The sequence below is a fragment of the Burkholderia sp. AU45274 genome (assembly GCF_030482505.1).
Lineage (GTDB): Bacteria > Pseudomonadota > Gammaproteobacteria > Burkholderiales > Burkholderiaceae > Burkholderia.
Genome location: NZ_JAUJQE010000003.1, coordinates 708,609 through 727,581 on the forward strand (window position 1 = coordinate 708,609; position 18,973 = coordinate 727,581).

16 protein-coding genes are annotated in these 18,973 nt (G+C 67.9%); 3 read left to right on the plus strand and 13 right to left on the minus strand.

The window, feature by feature from the left end; translation table 11 throughout:
• Nucleotides 1-46 precede the first annotated feature (46 nt).
• From QZM35_RS15720 to QZM35_RS15730, 3 genes are all read right to left on the minus strand, one after another.
• Entirely contained in the window at nt 47-1,999 is a 1,953-nt protein-coding gene (locus tag QZM35_RS15720; protein ID WP_301776315.1) for a HAMP domain-containing sensor histidine kinase, read from the minus strand.
• Nucleotides 2,000-2,134: 135 nt separating this feature from the next.
• Entirely contained in the window at nt 2,135-2,788 is a 654-nt protein-coding gene (locus tag QZM35_RS15725) for a FlhC family transcriptional regulator (protein WP_301776316.1), read from the minus strand.
• Complete coding sequence (locus QZM35_RS15730; RefSeq protein ID WP_039355302.1) at nt 2,785-3,108, minus strand: flagellar transcriptional regulator FlhD; 324 nt, start codon at nt 3,106-3,108, stop codon at nt 2,785-2,787. The genes QZM35_RS15725 and QZM35_RS15730 overlap by 4 nt, the downstream gene beginning before the upstream one ends.
• A gap of 417 nt (nt 3,109-3,525) precedes the next feature.
• Between QZM35_RS15730 and QZM35_RS15735 the strand changes: the two genes are divergently transcribed.
• A complete protein-coding gene (locus QZM35_RS15735) occupies nt 3,526-4,155 on the plus strand; it encodes a response regulator transcription factor (RefSeq protein ID WP_089429985.1) in 630 nt (209 codons plus the stop codon).
• 90 nt (nt 4,156-4,245) lie between these two features.
• Nucleotides 4,246-5,961, plus strand: coding sequence for an ATP-binding protein (locus QZM35_RS15740; protein ID WP_301776317.1), 1,716 nt, complete (start codon nt 4,246-4,248; stop codon nt 5,959-5,961).
• Nucleotides 5,962-6,062: 101 nt separating this feature from the next.
• On the opposite strand, the gene QZM35_RS15745 is transcribed toward QZM35_RS15740, so the two are convergent.
• The 3 genes from QZM35_RS15745 to QZM35_RS15755 all read right to left on the minus strand — a co-directional run bounded on the left by QZM35_RS15745 (nt 6,063) and on the right by QZM35_RS15755 (nt 8,371).
• Entirely contained in the window at nt 6,063-7,097 is a 1,035-nt protein-coding gene (locus tag QZM35_RS15745; RefSeq protein WP_089433932.1) for an alpha/beta hydrolase, read from the minus strand.
• A gap of 56 nt (nt 7,098-7,153) precedes the next feature.
• Entirely contained in the window at nt 7,154-7,579 is a 426-nt protein-coding gene (locus tag QZM35_RS15750; protein ID WP_301776318.1) for an organic hydroperoxide resistance protein, read from the minus strand.
• Between the two features lie 225 nt (nt 7,580-7,804).
• A complete protein-coding gene (locus QZM35_RS15755; RefSeq protein WP_089429988.1) occupies nt 7,805-8,371 on the minus strand; it encodes a TetR/AcrR family transcriptional regulator in 567 nt (188 codons plus the stop codon).
• Nucleotides 8,372-8,660: 289 nt separating this feature from the next.
• Here QZM35_RS15755 and QZM35_RS15760 point away from each other — a divergent pair, with 289 nt between their 5' ends.
• Complete coding sequence (locus tag QZM35_RS15760) at nt 8,661-10,514, plus strand: ABC transporter ATP-binding protein (RefSeq protein WP_301776319.1); 1,854 nt, start codon at nt 8,661-8,663, stop codon at nt 10,512-10,514.
• Between the two features lie 63 nt (nt 10,515-10,577).
• On the opposite strand, the gene QZM35_RS15765 is transcribed toward QZM35_RS15760, so the two are convergent.
• From QZM35_RS15765 to QZM35_RS15795, 7 genes are all read right to left on the minus strand, one after another.
• A complete protein-coding gene (locus QZM35_RS15765) occupies nt 10,578-12,068 on the minus strand; it encodes an aldehyde dehydrogenase (protein ID WP_089429990.1) in 1,491 nt (496 codons plus the stop codon).
• A 25-nt stretch (nt 12,069-12,093) separates the two neighbouring features.
• A complete protein-coding gene (locus tag QZM35_RS15770) occupies nt 12,094-13,509 on the minus strand; it encodes an amidase family protein (RefSeq protein WP_301776320.1) in 1,416 nt (471 codons plus the stop codon).
• A 47-nt stretch (nt 13,510-13,556) separates the two neighbouring features.
• Complete coding sequence (locus QZM35_RS15775) at nt 13,557-13,937, minus strand: cupin domain-containing protein (RefSeq protein ID WP_089429992.1); 381 nt, start codon at nt 13,935-13,937, stop codon at nt 13,557-13,559.
• A 70-nt stretch (nt 13,938-14,007) separates the two neighbouring features.
• Nucleotides 14,008-15,300 carry an FAD-binding oxidoreductase gene (locus QZM35_RS15780; RefSeq protein WP_301776321.1) on the minus strand — a complete coding sequence of 431 codons (1,293 nt, stop codon included), beginning with the start codon at nt 15,298-15,300 and terminating at the stop codon, nt 14,008-14,010.
• Between the two features lie 26 nt (nt 15,301-15,326).
• Nucleotides 15,327-16,907 (minus strand): DUF3138 family protein, encoded by a 1,581-nt coding sequence (locus tag QZM35_RS15785; RefSeq protein ID WP_089429994.1) that lies wholly within the window; start codon nt 16,905-16,907, stop codon nt 15,327-15,329.
• 31 nt (nt 16,908-16,938) lie between these two features.
• Nucleotides 16,939-17,880, minus strand: coding sequence for an ABC transporter permease subunit (locus QZM35_RS15790; protein WP_089429995.1), 942 nt, complete (start codon nt 17,878-17,880; stop codon nt 16,939-16,941).
• Nucleotides 17,877-18,860 (minus strand): ABC transporter permease subunit, encoded by a 984-nt coding sequence (locus tag QZM35_RS15795; protein ID WP_089429996.1) that lies wholly within the window; start codon nt 18,858-18,860, stop codon nt 17,877-17,879. Before QZM35_RS15795 ends, QZM35_RS15790 begins: the two co-directional genes overlap by 4 nt.
• Nucleotides 18,861-18,973: the final 113 nt, after the last annotated feature.

Here is an 18,973-nt window from a genome sequence, read left to right on the forward strand (position 1 = left end):
GAAGACACCACCGGGTGCACGGCGTGCGGCCTCCCGCCGCCACGCATCATCCCGGCACCGGTTCGGCCGACATCGCCCTGCCCGGGTCGTGCGCGTTGCCGGCTACGCCGGCCACGGGCAGCGTGACCGTCACGGTCGTGCCCCGCCACGGGGCGCTGCGCACGTGGATCTCGCCGCGGTGCCGGTCGACGACCGCCTTCGCGAACGCCATGCCGAGCCCGACACCCTTCGTGTCGGGCTGTCCCGGCAGACGAAAGCGCCGGTAACGCTCGAACAGGCGCGCCTGATCCTCGGCCGCGATCCCGTAGCCGTCATCGCGAATCACGCAGCGTACCGAAGCACCGTCGTCCGCCAGTTCGACGCTGCACGCGATGCGAGTATGCGCCGCGCTGTAGTCGACCGCGTTCCCCAGCAGATTGACCAGCGCACGCGACAGCAGCGCCGGATCGCCATGCACGAGCGCGTCGTCGCACGACGGGACGTCCTCGATCGCGATGTGCTTGTCCCGCGCGCGCGGCCAGATTTCGTCGCGCGCGTGATTCATCAGGTCGGCCACGTTGACGAGCTCCGACGCGTACTCGCCCGCCTCGGCCCGCGACACCTGCGCGAAACCGTCCGCCATCGCCAGCGTATGACGCGCCAGCCCGCCGATCTCGTGAAGACGCTCGCGCAGCGCGCAGTCGGGCGGGCACGCGGCAGGCGCGTTCACCAGCACGATGACCGACGTGAGCGGCGCACGCATGTCGTGCGAGAACAGCGTCAGCATGTCGTTGCGCTGCCGCTCGAGCAGCGTGCGATGGACGTAGGCGCCGCGCAGCGCGTCCAGTGCATCGTTCACGTGCGCGATCTCGGGGCTCGTGCCCGGAATCCGGACGATCGGCGATACGTCGCCCTCGCTCAACGCGACGATGCGCCGGCTCAGCGCATCGAGCGGTTTCGACAGCGTCCGCTGCGTGCCGCGCACGAGCAGGAACAGGATCGCGATGCAACACGCCGCCTCGGCGCCGGACAGCGTCATCCGGACGCGCGCCGCATCGCGCAGCGTCACCGCGCGCGCCCGCGTGAGGTCGAGCACGTGATCGCGCAACCGCGCCGCTGCGTCGAGGTCGCGCATGATCCGCGACGCGAAATCCTCCGCGTTCATCGCATAGGTGCCCGTGCGCCCTGCGCGAAGCGTCGTCGCCACGAGCGGCAGGAAGCTGCCGTCCATCGTGTCGTTCAACCGGGCCAGGTCATTCGACAGCATCGCGTCGTCGAGCGTCGGTGCGATCGCGCCGGCGATCAGTGCGCGGAGCTGCACGATGCGCCCGCGCATCTGGAGGATGCGCGCCAGCCGGTCGTTGTCGAGCGCCTCATTCCTCACCAGCGGCGCGACGAACAGCGCGCCCAGCCGGCCGGTGTATTCGCGCAGGTCGCCCAGCAGGCGCGCGAGGACCAGCGCGCCGGCCGTGTCTGGATGACGCATCGCCGTCCCGGCCATCACGACGCCGGTCAGCGCCGCCAGATCGTCGGCGGCCGCGAACATGCGGTCCTGCGCGGCCTGCACCTGCCACGTCGCACGCGCCGCCGCGGGCCGCGCGGCGAGCGCATCGACTTCGCCGCGCGCGCCGGCCAGCCCGCCGCGTAGCGACGCGAGCGCGTGCAGCGCGGCCCCGCGCTCGGATGCCCCGAGCGCCTCCGCCCGCGTGAGGTCGTCTCGCAGCGCATCGAGCGCCTGGTCCGTACGCGCGCGCGCATCGCGCACGGCCTGCGCTTCCTTGGCCGAATCGCGCCGCCGCAGCGCCAGCAACCGGTTGGCGGGCCAGCGTTCGGCCGAGATCCGGTTCGACGCGATCATCACGCATTCGACCAGCGCGAAATCGCGCAGGTCGAGCATCCCGTGCCGATACTGCCGATAGCTTTCCCACAGATTCGTGCCGCACGCGACTGCCGTCAGCATCACGACGAGCACGAAGCCGGCACGCATCCGCTGCCGGATGGAGAGGCCGCGAAGGTTCACGATGCCGGCTCGATGCGCACCGGATGCGCGCAGCCTTCCCCATCGGACGAACGCGCCGCCCCGGCCGACGCGAGGTGCCGACCGGCGTCATGCGCCGCGGACCGCGTGGGCCCTGCCGCGGCCGCCCTCGCCCCGCTAGATCGCACACCATTCTCCCGATGATTCGTCCGCGACGCTTCCGCTGCCGCGACAGGACGCGACGGCGACCTGTGCGTCGTGCCGTCGCGCATGACGCGTGCCGGGCGCCACGCGCGGCGACGTCCCGACCGCGCGCTTGCCGGCACGCGCCGGCAGCCGGCAGGCGACGCACACGGGATGCCGGCGCAGCGCGTGGCGGTAGGTGATGAACGCCGCGCCGCAATCCCGGCATCGGGCGATGTCGAGCACGCCGGTGTCGACGAAGCGCACCAGCATCCAGGCGCGTGTCAGGTCCAGCGGCAACGCGCGGCATGCGGCATCGCCCTGTTCGGCATACAGCGTATAGGCCTTGACGAGCGCCTCGAGTCGCGTGCAGCCCGCCTGGTTGCGCAGGAAGCGATAGATGCTGTGGAACAGCGATGCATGAAGGTTCGCGAACCACGTCATGTACCAGTCGATCGACGACGGCAGCAACCCCTTCGGCGCGGCCACGCCGCGCACTTCGCGATACAGCCGCACGAGCCGGTCGCGCGGCAATCCGCACTCGATTTCCAGCATCTGCAGCCGCGCGCCGAGCCGGATCAACGCCGCCGCGTGCATCGTCAGTTGCGCGTCGTCCGCGAGGCCATGTCGCCCTGCCCGGCCGTTCACGATGTTTCCTCGTCGGGTAGCGCAAGGCCGGCCAGCACCATCGCGGTATGCACGCGCACGAGATCGACCGGCGGCGTCGCGCGGGTCAGCGCCGACAGCACACCGTACCGGCCCGGCCGCAATGCGCAGATCAACTGCCCCGCGGACGCGAGCTCGTTCATGTGCTTCATCGACAGCGCGGCCAGCGCGGCGGCGACATCGGCGGTCACACCCAGGCGGAACATGCCGGTTGCGCGATCCGACTGCAGCAGTCGCTGCGCAAGCCAGAGATACGACATGTTCAGTTCCCACATTGCATCGCTGTCGTTGGCAACCTTCATCGTTCACCTCGATTCATGCGCGATCAGGATCAATGATTCATCGTCAAAATGCGTGCCGATAATCCCGTTATGACGAACCATTATTTTTTTGTGTTCGACGCGAATAACAGAAATTCACCGCCGCCGAACGACGCACATTGCGTGCGTGCAGCGCGCCGTCATTCAATCCTGTGGCGGCCGCTTGCGTCGTCGCTCACATCGGCGCGATGCCGGCGACGCATCGAATGGCGTGCCTGCATTCACCTGCATTGCGAACTGTCGTGATTGAGTCTCGGCGATATTCCGCTGAATGTAAATGCGACGTTAGACGCAAGACAGATGCAGGACAAAAGCGACTTTAGTATTAAGACTTTCGTCTTGTACAATCCGGTTCGTTCGTGTCGGCCCGACTCCGGATTCACTTATTCAAGCATCCTCATGAAAATTCTGATCGTCGACGATCACGCGATCCTGCGGGATGGCGTGGAGATGCTGCTGCGCCAGGGTGACGACGACACGGTCGTCGTCCAGGCGAGCAGCGCCGATGATGCGGTGCGGCTGCTCGACGATCACACCGACCTCGACGCCATCGTGCTCGACCTGAAGCTGCAGGGCATGGACGGCCTCGACGCCCTCGCCGTCTTCGCGACGATGCGCCCGGGGCTGCCGGTCATCGTGCTGTCGTCGTCCGAGGATCCCGGCGCCGTGCGCAGCGCGTTCGCGCAGGGCGCGATGGGTTACGTGCCGAAGTCCGCCAGCCCGCGCACGCTGCTGTCCGCGATCCGGATCGCCCTCAACGGCGAACGCTACGTACCGCCGCTCGTGCTCGACGACCCCGCGCTGCAGCATCAGGACGGTGCCGCTGCAGCACGCGGTTCGATGCTGACGCAACGACAGATCGAAGTGCTGCGCTATCTCGCTGAAGGCGTGCCGAACAAGGTCATCGCCGACAAGCTGGGCCTGTCCGAAAAGACCATCAAGGCGCACATCACCGCGATCTTCAAGGCGCTGAACGTCATCAACCGCACCCAGGCAGCGGCAGCCGGCAGGAAGGCAGGGCTCATCTGACCCGACGCCGGCTCGCGTCGCGACATTGCCATGCCGGCGCGGAACGCCTAAATTTTCCTCATTGTCCCCGCCCGTTCGAGGAGCGTGCGCATGACGCATGTCGACGAGCCGCCCGACGCGCCGGCCGACCATGAAGTCCCGTTCGACCTCGCCGCCGACGTGATCGCGCGCTGGCAGCGCCTCGTCGACCTGATGGCGGAAATCGTCGGCGTGCCGGCCGGGCTGATCATGCGCAACGTCGGCCGCGACATCCAGGTGCTGGTGGCGAGCCGCAACACCGGCAATCCGTTCTATCCGGGCGAATCGGCCGAACTGCACGGCTCCGGGCTTTACTGCGAAGCGGTCATCGCGAGCGGCGCTACGCTGGTCGTGCCGGATGCGCGGCAATCCGCGCAGTGGCGCAACAATCCGGACCTGCGCGTCAACATGGTCTCGTACCTCGGCCTGCCGATCCGCTGGCCCGACAACACGCCGTTCGGCACGATCTGCCTGCTCGACTGCAAGGAGAATGCGTATTCGGAGCGCTACATCCGGCTCGTCGAGGAATTCCGCGACCAGATCGAGATGCAGTTGCAACTGATCCGCGCGCAACGGATCGCCGAACGCGAACGCCAGCGCGCCGCGCAGCTGGCCGAGAACTTCCGCCGGCAAAAGGATCTCGCGACGGAGGCCGTGCACGTCAAGTCGAGCTTTCTCGCGGCCGCGAGCCATGACCTGCGTCAGCCCGTCCACGCGTTGAGCCTGTTCGTCGGCGCGTTGCGGCACGTGCCGATGCCGGCCGACGGCACGCTGCTCGTCGATCGCATCGACCAGTCCGTCAACGCGATGGACGCGCTGTTCACCGCGATCCTCGACATCTCGCGGCTGGATGCGGGCGTCGTGCCCGTCCATCGCCGGCCGTTCGCGATCGGCGCAGTGCTGGAGCGCGTGTGCCGCGAAGTCGCCGCCGACGCGCACGGGAAAGGCTTGTCGCTGTCGTACGTGCGCAGCACGGCCGTGGTCGATTCCGATCCCGTGCTGATCGAGCGCATCGCGCGCAACCTGCTGTCGAATGCGGTGCGCTATACCGACACCGGACGCATCGTCGTCGGCTGCAGGCGCACGCGCCAGCACGTTCGCCTGCAATTCATCGACACCGGGCGCGGCATTCCGGCCGACCAGCAGGCGCGCGTATTCGACGACTACTACCAGTTGCGCCGTCGCGGCGACGAGCCCGAACGGGGCGTCGGCCTCGGGCTGGCGATCGTGCGGCGCCTCGCGGGGCTGCTCGACTGTCCGCTGACGCTGCGCTCCGAACCCGGGCGGGGCTCATGCTTCGAACTGCAGCTGGTGCGGCTGGACACGGCCGTGCAGCCGGGCGCCGCCGCCGACGAGATCGCCGTCGACGAGACGACGGCCGCCGCGCACCTCGTGGTCGTGATCGACGACGAAAGCGCGATCCGCGCCGGCATGTCGATGCTGCTCGAGCGCTGGGGCTACCAGGTCGTCACGGCCGCGTCGGTCGATGACGCGATCGCGTGCCTGGCATCGTGCGAGGTCCGGCCGACCCTGCTGATCTGCGACCTGCACCTGCACGGCGACCAGAACGGCATCGCTGCGATCGCGCGCATTCGCGACGAGTACAACACGGCGATTCCCGCGATGCTGATCACGGGCGACACGACCGCGCGACGGCCCGGCCGGCTGAAGCACGGCGGGTTCGTGCTGCTGCACAAGCCGGTGCCGAGCGACAAGCTGCGCGCGGCGATGGCGCGCCTGCTGCATGCGCAGGCCCCCGGGCAGCAGCGCCGGACCGACGCGGGATAGTCGGCGGCGCACTGGCGGCATGCAAAAACGGCGGGCATCTGCCCGCCGCCGAGTCTTCTCACGCGCACCGTGTGAAGCGCGGCGCACGTGCGGGCCCTCGCTTACTTCAACCGCGTCGCGATCTCGTTCGCCATCGCCTTCGTCGCGGCCTTCGTCGGCGCATCCGTGGCCAGTGCGTTCAGCAGGCCGAAGTCATGGATGGTGCCGTCGTAGCGCGTGGTCGTCGCATCGACACCCGCCGCGTCGAGCTTGCGGCCGTACGCTTCACCTTCGTCACGCAGCACGTCGAACTGTGCGACCTGGATCAGCGCGGGCGGCAGGCCCTTCAACTGCGCGGTGCTCGCGCGCAGCGGCGACGCGTAGATCTCGTTGCGTTGCGCTTCGTTCTTCGTATAGGCGTCCCAGAACCACTTCATCATCGGCCGCGTCAGGAAGTGTCCTTGCTGATACGCGTTGTACGAGCCCGTGTTGAAGTTGTGGTCCGTCACCGGCCACATCAGCCCCTGGAAGCGGATCGCGGGGCCGCCCTTGTCCTTCGCCATCAGCGCCACCACGGCCGCCATGTTCCCGCCGACGCTGTTGCCGACCACCGCGAGGCGGCTGCCGTCGACGCCGATCTCCGCGCCGTGCGCGGCCACCCACTTCGTCGCCGCATACGCCTGGTTGATCGCGACCGGGTAATGCGCTTCCGGCGACGGCGTGTAGTTCACGAACACCGCGACGGCGCCCGATTGCACGACGAGATCGCGCACGAGGCGTTCATGCGTCGGGAAATCGCCGAGCACCCAGCCGCCGCCGTGAATGAACACGAATACCGGCAGCGTGCCCGTCGCGCCTTGCGGGCGCACGATCGTGACCGGCACCGACAGGCCGTCCTGTTCGATCGTGCGGTTCGACACGTCGATGCCCGACAGGTCGACCTTCGTGCCGTTCTGCGCATCGACCAGCACCTGGCGCGCCTTCGCGGGGCTCAACGTTTCGAGGCCCGGGCCCTTCTGGCCGTTCAGCGCAGCGAGGAATGCGCTCGTCGTCGCATCAGGACCGACGGCTTCGGCGCCGGCGGCGAACGCGGCAGGTGCGGTGGACAGTGCGGCTGCCACGGCGGCAGCGATCAGCAGCGGCTTGACGATCTTCATGGTGCAACTCCTTGGTCGAATCTTTGAATGGCGAGGATGGTTGGCAGTGCGATTGATCAGACGAGCGTGAGCGCGACGTCGATATTGCCGCGCGTCGCGTTCGAGTACGGGCAGACGACGTGTGCGCGTTCGATCAGCGTTTGCGCGACATCGCGATCGAGGCCCGGCAGCGAAATCTTCAGTTCGACTTCGATGCCGAAGCCGTTCGGGATCGCGCCGATGCCGACGCTGCCTTCGATCGCGGCGTCCGCGGGGATCGCGATCTTGTCGCGCGCGGCGACGAACTTCATCGCGCCGATGAAGCAGGCGCTGTAGCCGGCGGCGAACAGCTGCTCGGGGTTCGCGCCCGCACCGCCCGCGCCGCCAAGCTCGCGCGGCGTGGTCAGCTTCAGGTCGAGGCCGCTTTCGGGCACCGTCGCACGGCCGTCACGGCCGCCGGTGGCTTTTGCATGGGCGCGGTACAGCACTTTTTCGATCGACATGACAGACTCCTTTTTCAGCAAATGAATGAAACAGCCTTCGAACCGGGGACCACGTGCCGGCGGCTTTTCCGCCGGCTTCGCATTTGTTTATCTACTTATAGATAGATAAACATCCCCAAAAAATGCAGAGGATCGATTCCTCTGCGCCAACCATCTATCTACTACATGATAGATTACAAGATTCAATAAAAAGGCGGCGAACCGCCTCACTGCTTGCGCCGTCCGTCAGGACCGCGTTTTCCAGACCGCCTCGACGTCCTCGAGACGCGCCCGCGTATGAAACAGCCGGCTGGCCAGCACGCTGCCCTGGAACGCCGCGTACAGCGTGCGCGCCGCCGTATCAGGCTCGCCGCTGAACTGCAGCGTGCCTTCCTTCGCGCCTTGCGCCAGCAATTCCGCGAGCCAGCGCTCGTTGGCCGTGAAGAACGCCTGCACCGCCTGCCGCACGTTCTCCGGCAGCGTTTCGATGTCGGACGCGAGCATCCCGCACAGGCAGATCAGGTTGCCGTCACCCAGCGTGCGGCCGAACATCTTCGTGTACAGGCTCAGCTTCACGTCGGCCGGCAGCGCCGGATCGATCGCCCGCACGGCCGCGAGGACTTCGTCGCTGTAGGCCGCCACCGCTTCCAGCACCAGATCGTCCTTCGACGGGAAGTAGTAGTGGATGCTCGACGTCTTCACGCCCACCAGGTCGGACAGGTCCCGATAGCTGAAGCCGTTGTAACCGCGCTGCATCATCAGCGTGATTGCATGATCGAGAATCTGTTCGCGGACGGTCGGTTTCGTTTCCATGGATCGAACTTTATCTACTCATAGATAGACAGTCAAGGACTTTTTTAAGGGCGCGATGACCATGCCTGCGAGCCCGCTGCGCAGGGACGACGCCGTTCGCCTGGCCGGGCGGCTTACAACCGGCCTGCAGCACGATCGAATCGATGCGACACTTCACGCCGGGCCACGCGAATCGCGGTGCGGCGTCCATCGGCTGGACGGACGTGCCGGCACACGATGACCGCATCGCATCCGGCCCCGGCATCATCGGCCCGCCCGCTGCGTCGGGCCGCACAAGGAGAACAAGTCGATGTTTTCGTGGTTTGAACGGCGCCTGCCGACTTTCCCGCTCGAAGATCCCGTCACGCCGCCGCGGGGTTTCTTCTCGTTCGTCTGGGCGTGCACGAAAGGCGCGCGCAGCTGGATCCTGCTGATCGCGCTGACGTCGGCCGCACTGGCCGCGTACGAAGCCGCGCTGTTCGCGATGATGGGCCGCGTGGTCGACTGGCTCGCGTCGTCGACGCCGGCCGATTTCGGCGGCCGGCACTTCGGCACGCTCGCCGGGTTCGCGGCGATCCTCGCCGGCAGTGCGCTGCTGATCGCGCTGCATACGATGGTCAAGCACCAGGTGCTCGCGATCAACTTCCCGATGCGGCTGCGCTGGCTGTTTCACCGGCTGATGCTCGACCAGAGCCTGTCGTTCTACGCGAACGAGTTCGCGGGCCGCGTGACGACCAAGATCATGCAGACCGCGCTCGCGGTGCGCGATGCGCTGTTCATGTCGGTCGACGTCGTGATCGGCGTCGCCGCGTACCTGATCGGCATCCTCGCGCTCGCGGCCAGCTTCGACTGGCGGCTGATGATCCCGCTCGCGCTGTGGGCGCTCGGCTACGGCCTGGCGTGCGCGTATTTCGTGCCGCGCCTCGGTGCCGTCGGCAGCCGCCAGGCCGATGCGCGCGCGCTGATGACGGGCCGCATCACCGACGCGTATTCGAACATCACGACCGTGAAGCTGTTCTCGCACACGCGGCGCGAAGCCGACCACGCGCGCCGCGCGATGGAAGCGTTCAAGGCGACCGGCGACGCGCAGATGCGGCTCGTCAGCGCGTTCGAGGTCGTCAATCACCTGCTGTCGACGCTGCTGCTGGTCGGCTCGACCGGCCTCGCGCTGGTGCTGTGGATGCACGGCCAGGTGAGCGCGGGCGTCGTCGCGGCGGTGATCGCGATGGCGCTGCGCCTGTCGAGCTACTCGCACTGGATCATGTGGGAAATGACCGAGCTGTTCGAGAACGTCGGCACGATCCAGGACGGCATCAACACGCTGACGAAGGTGCACAGCGTGGTCGACGCGCCCGACGCGAAGCCGCTCGTGGTGCAGCGCGGCGGGATCGTGTTCGACAACGTGCAGTTCGCGCACGAGGACAACGATCGCGCCGTGTTCGACGGGCTGAACCTGACGATCCGGCCCGGCGAGCGGATCGGCCTGATCGGCCGCTCGGGCGCCGGCAAGTCGACGCTCGTGAACCTGCTGCTGCGCTTCTACGACGTGGGCGGCGGCACGATCCGGATCGACGGGCAGGACATCGCGCACGTGACGCAGGACAGCCTGCGCGGCGCGATCGGGATGGTCACGCAGGATACGTCGCTGCTGCACCGGACAATGCGCGAGAACCTGCTGTACGGGCGCCCCGACGCGACCGAGCGCGAGATGCACGACGCAGCCGTGCGCGCGGAAGCGTCCGAGTTCATCGGCCGGCTGCGCGATCGCCACGGGCGCAGCGGCTACGACGTCGAGGTCGGCGAGCGCGGCGTGAAGCTGTCGGGTGGCCAGCGGCAGCGCGTCGCGATCGCGCGCGTGATGCTCAAGGACGCGCCGATCCTCGTGCTCGACGAGGCGACCAGCGCGCTCGATTCCGAAGTCGAAGTCGCGATCCAGCGCAGCCTCGACGACCTGATGAGCGGCAAGACGGTGATCGCGATCGCGCACCGGCTGTCGACCATCGCGGCGATGGACCGGCTGATCGTGCTCGACGAAGGGCGCATCGTCGAGGAAGGGAGGCACCAGCAGCTGCTGCAGGCGGGTGGTATTTACGCGGCGCTGTGGGCGCACCAGAGCGGCGGGTTCCTTGGGGAGACGGCGGACGTGGAGAAGGCGGAGCAGTAAGCCGCCCGTCCGGATGCGCAAGACGCGCGGCCTCGTTGCCCAGGCCGCGCGTCGCCCATGACATTACAACCGCACGACCGTCGACTTCAGCTCGGTGTACTTGTCGAGCGCATGCAACGATTTGTCACGACCGTTGCCCGACAGCTTGTAGCCGCCGAACGGGAAGTTCAGGTCGTCGCTGCCATCGCCATAGCAGTTGACCCACACGGTGCCCGCGCGCAGACGTCGTGCCACCGCGTGCGCGGTCGAGAGGTCGGCCGACCAGACGGCGGCGGCCAGTCCATACTCCGTGTCATTGGCGATCCGCACGGCCTCGTCGACATCGTCGAACACGATCACCGACAGCACCGGCCCGAAGATTTCCTCGCGGGCGATCTTCGCATCGGGCTTCACCTCGAACACCGTCGGCTCGACATAGAATCCGCCCGTCTCCTCGCGCACGCGCAGGCCGCCCGTGACGAGTTTGCCTTCGTCGCGCCCGGCACCGATATACCCCATCACGCGCTCGAGCTGCGTGCGGTCGACGATCGCCCCCATCGTCACCGACGGATCGAGCGGGTGCCCGGGCGCGAAGCGCCGCGACGCGTCGATCAGCTTCGCGACAAATGCGTCCTTGATGTCGCGATGCACGAGCAGGCGCGAGCCGGCCGTACACACTTCGCCCATGTTGAAAAAGATCGCGTCGGCAGCCGCCTGCGCGGCGCGGTCGAGATCGGGGCAATCGCGCAGCACGATGTTCGGCGACTTGCCGCCGAGTTCGAGCCACACGCGCTTCAGGTTCGATTGCGCAGCGCACGCCATGATCTGCTGCCCCGTACGCGTCGACCCGGTGAACGCGATGCAGTCGACGTCGCAATGCAGCGCGAGCGCCCTGCCCGGCTCCGCGCCACCCGGCACGACGCTGAACACGCCGGCCGGCATGCCGGCCTCGCACGCGAGCTGCGCAACACGGATCGCGGTGAGCGGCGATTTCTCGGACGGCTTGAGCACGACGCTGTTGCCGGCCGCGAGCGCCGGCGCGAATTTCCATGCGGCCATCAGCAGCGGGAAATTCCACGGCACGACGGCCGCGACGACGCCGATCGGCTCGCGCGTGACGAGCCCGACCAGATGATGGTCCACCGGCGCGACTTCGCCGCCGACCTTGTCGATCGCTTCCGCATACCAGTCGACGCAATGCGCGGCGGCCGGCACGTCGATCGCCGTGGTATCGGCGATCGGCTTGCCGGTGTCGAGCGTCTCGAGCAGCGCGAGCTCGTCGAGGTGCTCGCGCATCAGCGCGGCCCAGCGCTGCAGCACCGCCTTGCGCGCACGCGGATTCATGCCGGCCCAGCTCCGCGCGTCGAACGCGCGGCGCGCGGCCGCCACCGCGAGGTCGACGTCGTCGGTGCCGCAATCTGCCACGTGCGCGAGCACGCCTCCGTCGATCGGGCTCACGCAGTCGAACGTCTTACCGCCGCGCGCGTCGCGCACCTCGCCGTCGATGAACGCGCGCCCTTCGATCCGCAGCACGGCCGCGCGGGCCTGCCAGTCTTCGAATGTCGGTTGATTCATGCGTTTCCTCTTGAAAAGTCGCGGATCACGACCCGGTGACCGGATCGATCGGCGTGAAGATGCCCGCGCGCGCCTCGATCGCTTCGCCCGCGGCGAGACACAGTGCCTCCTCAAAGCGTCCGGCGACGAGCTGCACGCCGGTCGGCACGCCATCGCGGATGCCGGTCGGCACCGACAGTCCCGGCAGCCCGAGCAGCGCAGTGGCGAGCAGCGGCCCCTGCCGTTCGACGATCGCGCGCATCGCGTCGTCGCCATGCTGATCGGCGTCGATCGCGAACGGCTGCGCGCACGACACCGGCATCAGCAGCAGCGGATGGCGCGCGAAGAACTGCTGCCAGTCGCGCAGCAGCGCGGTGCGCCGCGCGAGGGCGTTCATGTAGCCCTCGAGATCCAGCGGCTTCGCGAGACGGCGCTGGCTCGCGAACGCGATACGGATCGCCGCGTCGCCGTGCTGCATGATCACGTCGCCGAGGCCGCTGCGCGCTTCGTTGGTCACCAGGTCCAGCCACAGTTCGCACGCTTCGGCGAACCGCGGCGGCTCCGCTTCCTCGACGATGCAGCCGGCCTCTTCAAGCCAGCGTGCGGCCTGCCGGATCGCGTCGACCACCACCGGATCGGACGGCACGCCCGGCAGCGCCGCGCAAACGGCCACGCGCGCGGGGAACGCGGCTTCGCGTGCATTCGGCGCGACGGGCATCCACCATGCGTCGCGCGCGTCGCCTGCCGCCATCGCGTCGAGCGCGAGCCGCAGGTCGCCTACCGTGCGCGCGAGCGGCCCCTGCACGGACGCAAGCTGCACCGCGAGCGTGCGATCCTTCGACTGCGTCGGGTTGTACGCCGGCACGCGCCCGGTGCTGGGCCGCAGCCCGGCGACGCCGCACGCGTAGGCCGGGTAGCGGATCGAGCCGCCCAGGTCGTTGCCATGCGCGATCGCGCCGATGCCGGCGGCCACCGCCGCGGCCGCGCCACCGCTGGAACCGCCCGGCGTCAGCGACGCATCCCACGGATTCGACGTGCGGCCATGCAGGTCGTTATCGGTGAACCAGCGGTACGAAAACGCCGGCGCATTGCTGCGCCCGATCACGATCGCGCCGGCCTTGCGCAGGTTCGCGGTCACCGGGCTGTCCTCGTGCGCGATCAGGTCCGAAAACGCGCGCACGCCGTTGGTCGTCGCGTATTCCGCCGTGTCGACGTTGATCTTCACGGTCACCGGCACGCCGTGCAGCGGGCCGACCGGTGCGCCGCGCGCGATCGCGGCATCGGCATCGGACGCCGCCTGCAACGCGCTGTCGGTCATCACGTCGACGATCGCGTTGATGACGGGGTTCACCGCTTCAAGCCGCTGCAGGCAGCTGTGCGTGAGTTCGGTGGCAGACACGTCGCGACGCACGACGCGCTCGGCCATTTCGGCCGCGCTGAGACGCCACAATTCCTGGGTCATGGATTGCTCCTCGTTGATCTCGATGGTTGTCCTGAACCGGCCGCGCGTTACGCGGCCGGCTGTCCGGCTTGCGGTGCGTGCGATGCATAGATCTTGCGGCACGTCTCGACGACTTCCCACGTGCCGCGAAAACCCGGTGGAATCACGAAGCGGTCGCCCGCGCGCAGCACGCGCTCGCGGCCGTCGGCATCGCGCACGATCGCGACGCCGCTCAGCATCTCGCAATACTCCGACTCGTCGTACTCGATCGTCCAGCGGCCGGGCGTGCATGCCCAGATCCCGCAGCTGAACTGCCCGCACGGGCTGATGTAGTGATGCGACAGCGTCTGCTGCGGATTGCCGTCGAGCAGCAACCCGCTCGGCACGCGGCTCTGCGTGAGCTTCGCCGGTGCGCGCATCAGGTCGACGAGATTCGTGATGTTGGTCATGAGTGCCTCCAGGGCATGAGTGATTCGAAACGTTTCGGTGCCGCGCGGCCGGTTGAACGGCCCGCGCGGATCAGAGCAGGTCCATCATCCGGTGCCAGGTCATCGCGAGCGCCAGCATCGGCGTGCGCAGCGCACGCCCGCCCGGAAAGTCGCGATGGCGAATCCGGCCGAACAGGTCGAAGCGCGTGGCCTGCGCGTCGATCGCTTCCGCGATCAGCCGCCCCGCGAGCCCCGTCACGTTGACGCCGTGCCCGGAAAATCCCTGCGCGAAATACACGGTCGGCTCGAGCCTGCCGAAATGCGGCGCGCGATTCATCGTCGCGTCGATCAGCCCGCCCCACGCGTAGTCGATCCGCACATCGGCCAGCTGCGGGAACGTCTTCAGCATGTCGCGCCGCATCGCGGCCGCGAGATCGCGCGGCGTATTCGTCGAGCTGCTGGCCTTGCCGCCCCACAGCAGCCGGCGGTCGCGTGTCAGCCGGAAATAGTCGAGCGCCGAACGGGTGTCGCAGATCGCCGCATCGGCCGGCATCGTTTCGGCCGCGCGCGCGTCGCCGAGCGGCTCCGTCGCGATCAGGTACGTCGCGACCGGAATGATCTTGCGCGTGAGCGCCGGCGCCAGCTGCCCCAGGTATGCATTGCAGGCCAGCACGACATGACGGGCATCCACGTGGCCGCGGGCGCACGTCACGCGGTGATACGGTGCGGCACGACCGAGCGCAATCGCGGGCGTGTCCTCGTGGATCGTCACGCCGGCCTCGCGCGCCGCCCGCGCGAGGCCGAGCGTGTAGTTCAGCGGATGCAGGTGGCCGCTGCCTTCGTAACGGAGGCCGCCGAAGTAGCGATCCGATGCGACGAAGCGATGCATGTCGGTGCGCTCGACGACTTCGTAGCCGCGATAGCCGAAGCGGCTCGCCGCGGTATCGCGCCACGCGCGCAGCGCATCGAGATGGCGCGGCTTGTTCGCGGCGGTGAGGTAGCCGGAGGTCAGGTCGCAATCGATGTCGTACCGCTCGACCCGCTGCCGGACGATCTCGACCGACTCCAGCCCCATCGCCCAGACGCGCCGCACGTCGTCTTCCGGCAGGTAGGCCGAGAACGTGTCGATATCGCACGCGTACCCGGCGATCAGCTGGCCACCGTTGCGCCCGCTCGCGCCCCAGCCGATCTTCGACGCCTCGACGAGCACGACCGAATGGCCGCGCTCGGCGAGCTCGAGTGCCGCGGACAGGCCCGTGAGCCCGCCGCCGATCACGCAGACGTCCGCCGTCACGGCCCCGTCGAGCGATGGATGCCGCGTACGGTTGTTGACCGTCGCTGCATAGTAGGACTGAACATGTTGCTGGTTTTCGAACTTGAGCATGTGCAAGACTCGCGAACGGCGTCGCGTCAGAACGCGTAGATGAGTTGGGTGGCGAGCAGGTCGTTCGACTTCTCGTACGACCCGTCGTGACGCAGGAACACCTTGTTGCTCGCCCAGTCGTGCCGGTATTCGACCTTCACCGTCACTTGCTGGGTCGGGTAGAACAGCAGGTCGAACGCGGCAGCCTGCCGCGTCGCGCCCTTGCACTCGAAGCCGACGCCGCCGTTCGCCTTCGACAGCGCCAGGCAATCCGCATCGATGCCGAAGCCGTTGTACGGGTCCATCCCGTTGCCGTTCAGGCCGATCGACGAGCCGCCGCCGCCGTTCTTCCGGTTCACGAGCAGGTCGTAGCGCAGCGTCGCACCCATGCGGCCGACCACCGGCGCGTTGAACTTGCGGTGCGCGAGCAGTGACAGCCCGAACCACTGTGCGAGCCCGCCGTTGAACGCGCCGTGCTGCTGCTGGCCGTAGTCGAACTCGGCGTTGTACTGCGCATCGGCGAGCGTGTAGGTCGCGTCAGCCTCACCGAAGAAGAACGCGCCGTACGCGCTCGGTGCGTTGCCGCCCACGCCGTAGCGCACGTTGCCGGTCACCGGATCGACCGCGCTCGGCAGCGTCTGGCGGCCGATGCTGATCGAGCCGCCGACGTCGAGCGCGCTGCCGCGCAGGTAATCGACGCGCGCGGTGAAGGTCGGCACCTTGTTGCTCGTCGAGATCGGGTCGCCGAGCGCGTTGACGCCGGTCTGCGTGACCGCGCCCGCGCTGCGGAACTGCTCGTTGCCGATGAAGAACTTCCACGCCCAGTGGCCATCCGCGCTCTGGTAGTTGAGGCCCGCGCCGATCGACGAGCCCGGATCGGAGAAGTCGTACAGCAGGTTGTGCGTGAGCGTCAGCATCATGCTCGACTGCTGGTACTCGTAGCCGCCGAAGCCCGTCACGAGGCCGCCGGTGAGCGCCGTCGTGCCCGACAGCGGCACGGTCAGGACGGCCGTGTTGATGATGTTCAGGCCGCTCGAGCCGCTGCCCGTCATCATCGACAGGCCCGCGCCGCGGTTCGGCATCAGCGTGATTTCCGCGGACGGCGCGGTCGGGCCGACACCGAAGGTCTTCTTGATGTCGAGGAATACGTCGCCGAACGTGCTGTTGTAGTACGTGTACGCGTTCTCGTGGTTCGCGAACTGGAACGACGACGTGCCGGCGCCCCGGTTGTACAGGTAGGTCGGGTCGAGGTAGCCCGTCACCGACAGCCCCGCGATCGGGCCCGTGCGCGCGGCATCCGTCAGAGAATCGACCTTCAGTTGCTGGTTCGCGACCTGCTGCCGGATGTCCGACACGTCGTCGTTGGTCAGCACGGCCGGTGCCTGCCCGTAGCCGGGTGCGGACGGGTCAGCCGCCGCGCCGGTCGCCGGGTTTGACGCGTTCGATGCGTTAGACGCCACCGGTACGGCCAAAGGCTTCGCGCCGAGCTGCGATTGCAGCGCGCTCATCTGCCGCTGCAGCACCGCGATCTGCTGCTGCAGCATCCGGATCCGGTCGGCGCTCGAGTTCGCCGCAGCCAGCCCCGGCAGCGCTCCGGCGATCAGCGCGCAGAGCATCTTCTTTTTCATGGAATGTCTCCTGGTCGTTCGTCACTGTTCGTCACTTCGTGGGATGCGGAATGCGGTCGTGCAGCGGCGGCGCGGCAGGCGCACGCGCGGGCGGCATGGCGGACGGCGACGCGGGGATGCCGGATACCTCGGGTGCGGCCGCCGCATGCCACATCCGCATGTCGCGCGCGTGCCGCCGCTCGCGGGCCAGCATCGCGCGGTTCACGACGACGACCCCGATCGTCACGACCGTGATGAACACCGTGGCGAGCGCATTCATCTCCGGGTTGAGCCCCATCCGCACGCGAGAGAACACGACGAGCGGCAGCGTCGTCGAACCGGGGCCCGACAGGAACGCGGACAGGATCACGTCGTCGATCGACACCGTGAAGGCAAGCAGCCAGCCGGACACCAGCGCTTGCGCGATCAGCGGCAGCGTGATCACGAAGAACACCTTCCACGGTCGCGCGCCGAGATCGAGTGCGGCTTCCTCGATCGAACGATCGAGCTCCTTCACGCGCGACTGCACAATCACCGCGACGAACGACAGGCACAGCATCACGTGGCCGATCCAGATCGTCAGCCAGCCGCGCCCGGCCGGCCAGCCGAAGGTCTGCTGCATCGCGACGAACAGCAGCAGCAGCGAGATGCCCTGGATCACTTCCGGAATCACCAGCGGCGCATTGATCATCGCGGCATACAGCGTGAAGCCGCGAAAGCGCCCCATGCGGGCGAGCACGAAGCCGGCCCAGGTGCCGATCGCGACCGACGCGGTGGCCGTCAGCAGCGCGATCTTCAGCGACAGCCAGGCGGCCGTGAGCAGTTCGTCGTCGTGCAGCAGCGCGCCGTACCACTTCAGCGAGAAGCCCGACCACACCGTCACCAGCTTCGACGCGTTGAACGAGTAGACGACCAGGCTGACGATCGGGATGTACAGGAACAGGAAGCCCGCGCCCAGCACGCACGCGGACAGGATGCGATTCGCACGGTTCATGACCTGGCCTCCGCTTCGGTCTGGCTGTAATGGAGCAGCGCCATCGGCACGAGCAGCAGCAGCACCATCGTCACCGTCACCGCGGACGCCATCGGCCAGTCCATGTTGTTGAAGAATTCATCCCACATCACGCGGCCGAGCATCAGCGTGTTCGCGCCGCCGAGCAACTCGGGGATCACGTATTCGCCCACCGCCGGGATGAACACGAGCAGGCTGCCCGCGACGATGCCGTTCCTCGACAGCGGCAGCGTGATGCGCCAGAACGCGGACCACGGCGTCGCGCCGAGATCGTTGGCGGCTTCGAGCAACGTGAGGTCCATCTTCACGAGGTGCGCGTACAGCGGCATCACCATGAACGGCAAGTACGAATAGACCATCCCGATGTAGACGCCCGCGTCGGTGTGATACAGCCGCAGCGGTGTCGCGATCACGCCGAGTGCCGCCAATACGTGGTTCAGCAGCCCGTCGTCCTTCATGATCCCGACCCACGCATAGACGCGGATCAGGAACGACGTCCAGAACGGCAGCATCACGGCCATCATCAGCAGGTTGCGTCGGGCCGGCGTCGAGCGCGCAATGAAGTACGCGATCGGGTAGCCGGCCAGCAGGCACATCAGCGTCGATGCCGCGGCCATCTTCAGCGAGCTGACGTAGGTGTTCAGGTACAGGTCGTCCTGCAGCAGCAGCGCGTAATGCTTCAGCGACAGCGCAACCTGCACGGTGCCGGCCTCCAGCCGCGCAAGCGCGGTGTACGGCGGGATGCCGAGCATCTGGTCGGCGAAGCTGATCTTCAGCACCAGCACGAACGGCAGCGCGAAGAACACGGCCAGCCACACGAACGGCACGCCGATCGCGACGCTGCGGCCCGACGGCAGGAAGCGCGACAGCGCGGCGAAGCGGCCTCGGCGCTTGTCAGCCTGGGGCGCGGCGGTCGTGCCGGTCGACACCGGAGTGGAGGGCGTGGAAGCGGAGGTTCTCATCGTGGCGTCCTCACTGCGTCAGCACGACGCCGCTGGCCGGCGACCACGACACGAACACGTCGTCGTTCCACGCCGGTGCGTTGTCGTTCATCAGGTGCGAGCTCGACAGGTTC

Bases quoted from the DNA above. Each gene is read 5' to 3' on its own strand.
- QZM35_RS15755 (WP_089429988.1), bottom strand. From the start codon at position 8,371: ATGGAAACGAAACCGACCGTCCGCGAACAGATTCTCGATCATGCAATC.
- QZM35_RS15750 (WP_301776318.1), bottom strand. From the start codon at position 7,579: ATGTCGATCGAAAAAGTGCTGTACCGCGCCCATGCAAAAGCCACCGGC.
- QZM35_RS15770 (WP_301776320.1), bottom strand. From the start codon at position 13,509: ATGACCCAGGAATTGTGGCGTCTCAGCGCGGCCGAAATGGCCGAGCGC.
- QZM35_RS15730 (WP_039355302.1), bottom strand. From the start codon at position 3,108: ATGAAGGTTGCCAACGACAGCGATGCAATGTGGGAACTGAACATGTCG.
- QZM35_RS15780 (WP_301776321.1), bottom strand. From the start codon at position 15,300: ATGCTCAAGTTCGAAAACCAGCAACATGTTCAGTCCTACTATGCAGCG.
- QZM35_RS15785 (WP_089429994.1), bottom strand. From the start codon at position 16,907: ATGAAAAAGAAGATGCTCTGCGCGCTGATCGCCGGAGCGCTGCCGGGG.
- QZM35_RS15740 (WP_301776317.1), top strand. From the start codon at position 4,246: ATGACGCATGTCGACGAGCCGCCCGACGCGCCGGCCGACCATGAAGTC.
- QZM35_RS15765 (WP_089429990.1), bottom strand. From the start codon at position 12,068: ATGAATCAACCGACATTCGAAGACTGGCAGGCCCGCGCGGCCGTGCTG.
- QZM35_RS15795 (WP_089429996.1), bottom strand. From the start codon at position 18,860: ATGAGAACCTCCGCTTCCACGCCCTCCACTCCGGTGTCGACCGGCACG.
- QZM35_RS15745 (WP_089433932.1), bottom strand. From the start codon at position 7,097: ATGAAGATCGTCAAGCCGCTGCTGATCGCTGCCGCCGTGGCAGCCGCA.
- QZM35_RS15760 (WP_301776319.1), top strand. From the start codon at position 8,661: ATGTTTTCGTGGTTTGAACGGCGCCTGCCGACTTTCCCGCTCGAAGAT.
- QZM35_RS15790 (WP_089429995.1), bottom strand. From the start codon at position 17,880: ATGAACCGTGCGAATCGCATCCTGTCCGCGTGCGTGCTGGGCGCGGGC.
- QZM35_RS15775 (WP_089429992.1), bottom strand. From the start codon at position 13,937: ATGACCAACATCACGAATCTCGTCGACCTGATGCGCGCACCGGCGAAG.
- QZM35_RS15735 (WP_089429985.1), top strand. From the start codon at position 3,526: ATGAAAATTCTGATCGTCGACGATCACGCGATCCTGCGGGATGGCGTG.